Below are 6,663 nucleotides of genomic sequence, written 5' to 3'. Positions count from 1 at the left end.
TTCCGGTAAGCCTCCGACGTGAGCCACAGGCGGGCCAGCCGCAGGCACGCCTTCATCATCGGGTAAAAGTAGCGGTAGTATTTCCAGAATCGCAGGTCGTTAAAGAGATAATATGATGAAAGGGGAGCCAGTAGGAAAGCTCCCAAGCCAAAGGTTACCATACAAAAGACACCGTAGATCATGAAAAGAATGCGGTAGACGGCATATTTCAGCTTACTGAACATGTGGTGTTTGAACCTTCCTTCCGGATTAAAATACCAGCCACAATCCCATGAGCCCGGTCAAGTTGCCGATGAGGAAATGGGCAATGCTCACCCCAATGAGATTCTGGTGCCGGTAATACATCCAGCCCCACAGCCAGCCGGTCAGGGTGGCGGTCAGTCCCAAATAGAAAGAAGAGAAGACATGCAGGGACCCGAACAGGAAAGAAGTAATCATAATAGCCAGAAGTACCAGGTGGCGTCCCACCAGCAGGCGCTGCAAAGAGGTCTGGACCACACCCCGGGTGATGAATTCCTGAAGGGGTGCTATCACTAAGTAAGTGATGTACGTATAGTCAAAATGTTCCCAGGACATGATGTACCGGTGCGGGAACCTTTCCGGGTAAAGATTCATCAGGACATACTTGCCTGCACATAAGAGCCCCACCACCAGGAAAGAAATGACCACCGATTCCACGATAGATTGCTTAGCCCTGATGGTGTTGAGACCAAAATCTTTCCAGCTCAAGCTGCTGTTCCTGATAATTTTGAAAGCAATGATCAAAACGGAGACTTCAATCAGCCGTGAAATCCAGTAGGAGCTTTGCTACGGCAGGTACCGGGTGATGAAATCGTTGCTCAATACGCCCAGGACAAAGGTGTAAACGGTAATCAAGAGCACTACGCTGGTAAACAAGGTGGCCAGCTCTTCCCGGATTTTACTCATTTTTTGCAGTTCTTTATTTCTCTCTTCCAAAGCCAGGTAAGAATCCGTCAAGCGCCGGTAGAGCTTTTGCAGCAAAGTACTGATGATCTGGGGATTGGCTTTCGTCACTTGGTCCAGGTCGCTCTTGAACAACTGAAAAGCCACCAGGTCCGTCTTGGCCACGATGGTAGCCGTCCGGGTTTTGCCCGTCAAAAGGGCTACTTCCCCGAAAACATCGCCGCCCTCCAGTTGCCCGATGACCACACTGCCGCCGCTTTCGCTGATGACGTCCGCCTGTCCTTTGTCAATGATGAAGAGGCTGTCAGCCTGTTCACCTTCCCGGATGATGGTCTGGCCGGGAGCGAACTCTCTTGTTTTAATTTTTTCGAGGATGAAGAATAATTCCGGTGGTGTCTCGGCATTCTCATCCAGACTGAGAAAACTCCGCAACGCTTGGCTGGCGAGTAATCTGTCGTAGGATACCTCCATCACAATCGCCCTTCTCATGCAAAACTTTGACTATTCTTAATTAAATGCTACTATATGCGGGAAGGGTTCTCAAGAGTTTTATCCTAACGATATTGACAATCCCATTGTTGGAATACGGTCCAAACCGGTGGTTTTTATATTAGCCCCTACCGTTTTGCAGCGGGGCGCAGATTTAGACTTATGGTGGTTTTTGGGTCAAGTGATAAGGTTGGCTTAGATTTACCGGTAACATTTCAAACAGGATTGAGGAAGGACAAGACCGTGTCATCTGTATTTGACATAACCCTGGTTTCTGTTGGCCACCGTCAAACGTCACAATATGGTATAATTAAACAATAATGGCAACCGGAAGGGTGTGATGGGAGCTGTACCAGCAAATCGTCGAACTGTGGCAATCCTACCATATTTCCTGTCCCAATGATTTGGATAAATACCTGCACAATTTCCGGGTCCTGTTTGCCTTTCATTCCGGGAAAATTGAAAATGATGAGATCACTTACTTTGATACGCGGGAGATTTTTGAAAACGGGAAAGTAGTAGGGTTTACCGGCAATCCCCGGACCATCATGGAACAACAAAACCAAAAAATGTGCTATGAGTTTTTGAAGGAGAAGATAGTCAACAAGGAGCCTTTAAGCGTGGAACTGGTTAAAGAAGTGCACCGCATCCTGACTGCCGGTACTTACGATGAGCAGAGGTACATTGCCAAAGGGGAGAGACCGGGTGAATTCAAAAAACATGACTATGTTACCGGGATGTATCAGGTTGGTTCCCCGCCGGAGCAAGTGGCTAAGGATTTGGAGGAGCTGATTGCCGAAGTAAATGCCTTCAAGGGCAAAGACGTTTTAATGGCTGCGGCCTATTTTCATGCTAAGTTTGAATATATTCATCCCTTTGCCGACGGGAACGGACGAGTGGGTAGGACATTGTTGAATTACTATCTCATGATTAAGAATTATCCGCCCCTGATCATTTACGATGAGGACAAGGGGCTCTACTATGAATGTCTCCAAAAGTATGATGAAACCGAGGATTTGATGCCTCTATACAAATTCCTGCAGTATGAAACGGAAAAAACTTGGGCGAAGGTATTGGAAAAAAGGACGGGAGCCGAGGAGCAGCGTAAGAACCTAAAGGACTTTGATGAGGAGTAATGGAACTGGTGTTAACTGCAAGGAAAGACAACGCTCACACCATCTAAGCCGTGTAAGCCGTGCCCTACCATTAGTCTCACATGGATAGTAATTGTTGGCCACCACTTGCGGATCCGTGCCGCCGGTCTTGTTCTGGTAACCGGTGGTGCTGGCTATTGGTTTTTCCTCTGCCGTAGGTATTTTCTTCGGCTTGTACGGACATGCGGACACAATCTTGGACGCCGAAATAGTGCCAATAATGATGGAAAGGACGTACAGGGACATGAAATTAGTTGCTGCTGCAATTATCATTAGTCATGGGAAAGTGTTAATCGCTCAAAGGGCACAAGGTTTAAGGCTCGCCGGTAAATGGGAATTCCCCGGCGGAAAGGTGGAGCCCGGGGAAACCCCGGAGGAATGCTTGAAACGGGAAATCCGGGAAGAGCTGGGGATTGAAATCGCCGTGGACGGGTTTTTCGGGGAGAGCGTATACCATTATGATATAGGGCCAATACGCCTGCTTGCCTATAAGGCCAGCTGGACCGGCGGTGATCTTAGATTGACGGAACATGAGCAAATCAAGTGGGTCAAGCCGGAGGAACTTGATGACTACGATTTTTCTCCGGCGGACCTTCCGTTTATCGAAAAGCTGAAAAAGGAAGCGCTATGAGTCCAGGCCACCTTTAGCTTGTCTTGTTTGACAAGCGCTATGACCATCGTGCTTTGTCGCTGAAAGCATTATTTCGCTCTATTGAGGGGAGTACATTACCATGGCCAAACATGAATTTGGCATTATGCCCAGGGCGCCGGGGCATGAAGAACGGTTTGATACTTATGAGCCGGAGCTGTTTAATTGCATTCAGGTTGATGATGATCTAATTGAACCAATTCTGGGGGAGTTGCAAGGTGTCGATTGTTATTGGCACACCCTGCAAAGACCGGCCAAGGGTCTTGCCTATGACGGCATCACCCTGATACCGCCTGAATCCATGGACCCGGTTATCAAGGTGCTATCCTCTTACGATCAAGATGCATACGCTGCCTTGATTTCCTTGGTCCGACGCGCCAAAGAGCAAGGCAAATACGTCATTCATTTCGGTATTTAGCGTTCGTAAAGAGAGCTACAGCCGTTAATGGAAGCCACTCGCTGGCTTCTTTTTTTTATCCGCTGAGCTCGGCGAATTCAATCCGGTCGCGGCCGGAGGCTTTGGCTTTGTACAAAAGCTTATCCGCCGCTGCGATGATGTCGGCCAGGGATTTGTCCGGGGAATACTGCACCGTGGTGACGCCGAAGCTGGCGGTCACATAGGGGGCCACCGGTGATTTTTTGTGTTCAATCTGCAGCCCGTGGATCCTTTGCCGGATTCTTTCCGCCACGTGCACGGCACCGGTAAGATCCGTATCAGGGAGTATGCAGGCAAATTCTTCCCCGCCGTAACGGGCCGCCAAATCCAGGGAACGGGTCACGGATCCAGTTAAGACTTTGCCAATCCGGCGCAGGCACTCATCGCCGCTGACATGGCCGTAGCAGTCATTGAATTCCTTGAAATAATCAATGTCCAGGAGAATGACGGACAGTTTGGAATTGGTGCGTTTTAACCTGAGGTACTCGCTTTCTAGGGTCGCGTCAAAACACCGCCGGTTGGCTATGCCCGTCAAGCCGTCCGTGTTGCTCAGTTCCGCCAGCAGGCGATTGGATTCCTCCAGCATCAGCTCCATTTCCTTGCGCTCGTGGATGTCCGTTAACATGGCCACGTACCCTTCCAGGTGTCCCTCCTCATCGTAAACAGCTTTGGCGGACACCAGGAACCAGTGCTTGCGCCCGTCTCGCCGCAAAAGGCGGCATTCGTAGACCAGGGTATCGTCATCATGGCTGAAGAACCTGGTGTATTTTTGCTCCGCCAAGTCACCGGGAGGGAAGAGGGATATAAATGACCTGCCTATGATTTGCTCCACATAGTAGCCCAGCGCAGAAGCCATTTTAGGATTGGCAAAAGTAATCATATAATTTGGGTCCAAAATGAGGATGCCCTCGATGGCCGTCTCCACAATGCGCTGGAAACGCCGCTCGGCCTCCAGCAGGCTTTTTTCCATTTGCCAGGCCAGCTGGTCGCTTTTTTCTTTCGCCAGCATCAGCAGGATGAAACCGCTGGCCAGGAAGATGAAAAAGGTCGCCAGCGGTATGATGCTGAAAATTACATCGCTGCCTTGGGCTTGCGCATAGTCGGGAAAACCAAGACAGAGAATGGCATTCAGCAAGAAGACTCCCCCGGTAAAGCAGTAGCTCCCGCTGAGAATTAATTGTAAGGAACGTCTAATGTGGGGTTTGCAGAGCAAGAAGAGGCTGGTCAAGAAGTAGAGGATGCTCTGAAGAAGGAAAAGGAAGCCTAGCCGGTAGGGTTCCACCATGAGCTGACTGGCGACGCCGGCGCAGATGATGGCGGCTGATAGGGACAGGTGGAACCGGGGCGGTACCGGCTTCCGGCACAAAACCCGGACGGCCCAGGCTTCGTAGGCACCACCTAACAGCAGCATGATATTGGCGACCAGGGTTAAACCGTCGAAGACACCGGTTCTGAAATACAGCAAGAGAGAGCCGGTTCCCTGCAGCAGTTTGGCTTCAATCCAGAAAGGAATTTTCTGGGGATTGCTCTTTTTATATCTAAGAAATATCAACAGCAATCCCAGCAGGTAGGAACCGACTGCCAGCAGTAACATGACTGTTTTTAGATCCATAATGCTCCCACAAACCCAATTCTATAACTAGTTAAGTATAGTTAAGTATTAATTCAATAAGAACTAAGACAATCCTTTATTTTTTTATTGGCATATTGTAACAAATCGGCACGCTGCGGTACCGGTGCCGCCGCAAAAAGGATGGCTCCCGGGCCGCACCGGGGGCGGTGCAGCGGCTCCCTGGCCCGGTGGAAGGATCATGAGCGATGGCTGTGGGGGAGAGGGGCCTCCGTCTTTGCGGCTTTATCTGCAGGTGATCGCGAGACGCCTACCCCGGCTGCTTGGGCAAGGAAACGAGGAACTCCGTGCCCTCGTTCACCCGGCTGTGGACCTGGATGGTGCCATTGTGGGCGTCCACGATGGCCTTGGTGATGGTAAGGCCGATGCCGGCGCCGCCGGTCAAGCGGTTTCTCGATTTATCGGCCCGGTAGAAGCGTTCGAAAATGTAGGGCAGGTCCTCCGGGGCAATACCGGCGCCGCTGTCTTTCACCCGGATCTCCGCCCTTTGGGCATCACCTTGCACGGAGACTTCCACGGTGCCCCCGGGCGGCGTGTATTTCAGGGCATTGGAGAGAAGGTTGACGATCACCTGACTGATTTTATCCTTATCGGCGTTGATGACTTCTTTTTCCCCGGTAAACCGGAGAGCAATGCCTTTTTCGGCAAATTCCGTCTCGAAATTCTGGAGGAGGTGCCGGGCCAATTCCGCCACATCGAAAGTGGTCTTGGTAAGCACCAGGTTTTCCCCTTCGTATTTAGCTAGCTTCTCTAGATCCCCCACCAGGCGGCTAATGCGCACGATCTCTTCGTGACAGCTTTTGAGCCTTTCTGGGTCGGGCTGCCAGATGCCGTCAATCATGGCCTCCATGTGGCTTTGCAAGGTGGCCAAAGGCGTCCTCAGTTCATGGGCCACGTCGGCGGTGAGCTGCTTGCGCAAGCGCTCCTGTTTCTCTAAGGTTTCCGCCAGGTGGTTAATAGTTTCGGTGAGCTGGGCAATTTCTTTCGTGCTGGAGGTCTCGGTGACCCGGTCGTCGTAGTATCCCTTGGCAATCATCTGGGCGGTGGTGATGACCCGGCCGATGGGGGTGCTCAATTTTTCTGCCATCACCGTGCCAAAGAGGATGGACAGGGCCAGGGAAAAGGCGCCGACACCGATCAGGAGCCGGTTCATGTTATTAATGAAGGCCAGGTCCGCTTCGTTGAAGAAATAGGGGCCGTAATAGCCGATGATGACTTCCCCCACTTGACCCCGTTCATCCATCACCGGGAAAGCGTTTTCCACGTAAGTGCCTTCCCAGTTGGGATAGCGGCTGCTCATGTTCCGGGCGATTTGGTCCAGCATGGCTTCGCACCGGGCGTTGTCATGCTGCCGGGCGTCCCAGACCACCTGCCCGGAGGC

General features: G+C 51.3%; 8 protein-coding genes. 3 read left to right on the top strand and 5 right to left on the bottom strand.

Features of this window, described 5'->3' with window-relative positions:
* From GXX34_08465 to GXX34_08455, 3 genes are all read right to left on the bottom strand, one after another.
* Window positions 1-224: hypothetical protein (locus GXX34_08465; protein ID HHW07540.1), on the bottom strand; the 224-nt coding region annotated here is incomplete at its 3' end.
* Window positions 225-249: 25 nt separating this feature from the next.
* The gene (locus GXX34_08460) at window positions 250-729 is read right to left on the bottom strand and encodes a CPBP family intramembrane metalloprotease (GenBank protein HHW07539.1); all 480 of its coding nucleotides are present in this window, start codon (window positions 727-729) and stop codon (window positions 250-252) included.
* Between the two features lie 78 nt (window positions 730-807).
* Window positions 808-1,413, bottom strand: a complete 606-nt coding sequence (locus GXX34_08455) for a cyclic nucleotide-binding domain-containing protein (protein ID HHW07538.1) — start codon at window positions 1,411-1,413, stop codon at window positions 808-810.
* A gap of 347 nt (window positions 1,414-1,760) precedes the next feature.
* Here GXX34_08455 and GXX34_08450 point away from each other — a divergent pair, with 347 nt between their 5' ends.
* The 3 genes from GXX34_08450 (at window position 1,761) to GXX34_08440 (ending at window position 3,634) form a co-directional block, all read left to right on the top strand.
* Complete coding sequence (locus GXX34_08450) at window positions 1,761-2,549, top strand: Fic family protein (GenBank protein ID HHW07537.1); 789 nt, start codon at window positions 1,761-1,763, stop codon at window positions 2,547-2,549.
* A 262-nt stretch (window positions 2,550-2,811) separates the two neighbouring features.
* Entirely contained in the window at window positions 2,812-3,198 is a 387-nt protein-coding gene (gene mutT, locus GXX34_08445; protein ID HHW07536.1) for an 8-oxo-dGTP diphosphatase MutT, read from the top strand.
* A gap of 100 nt (window positions 3,199-3,298) precedes the next feature.
* The gene (locus GXX34_08440; protein ID HHW07535.1) at window positions 3,299-3,634 is read left to right on the top strand and encodes a hypothetical protein; all 336 of its coding nucleotides are present in this window, start codon (window positions 3,299-3,301) and stop codon (window positions 3,632-3,634) included.
* Between the two features lie 55 nt (window positions 3,635-3,689).
* Here GXX34_08440 and GXX34_08435 read toward each other — a convergent pair whose 3' ends face one another.
* Together GXX34_08435 and GXX34_08430 are read right to left on the bottom strand one after the other, a co-directional pair.
* Window positions 3,690-5,264, bottom strand: a complete 1,575-nt coding sequence (locus tag GXX34_08435; protein HHW07534.1) for a diguanylate cyclase — start codon at window positions 5,262-5,264, stop codon at window positions 3,690-3,692.
* Window positions 5,265-5,532: 268 nt separating this feature from the next.
* Window positions 5,533-6,663, bottom strand: a 1,131-nt coding sequence (locus tag GXX34_08430; protein ID HHW07533.1) for a HAMP domain-containing protein, incomplete at its 5' end; no start/stop codon positions are given.

Source organism: Clostridia bacterium (assembly GCA_012840125.1).
GTDB lineage: Bacteria > Bacillota > DULZ01 > DULZ01 > DULZ01 > DULZ01.
This window is presented reverse-complemented; position numbering and strand designations above follow the sequence as displayed.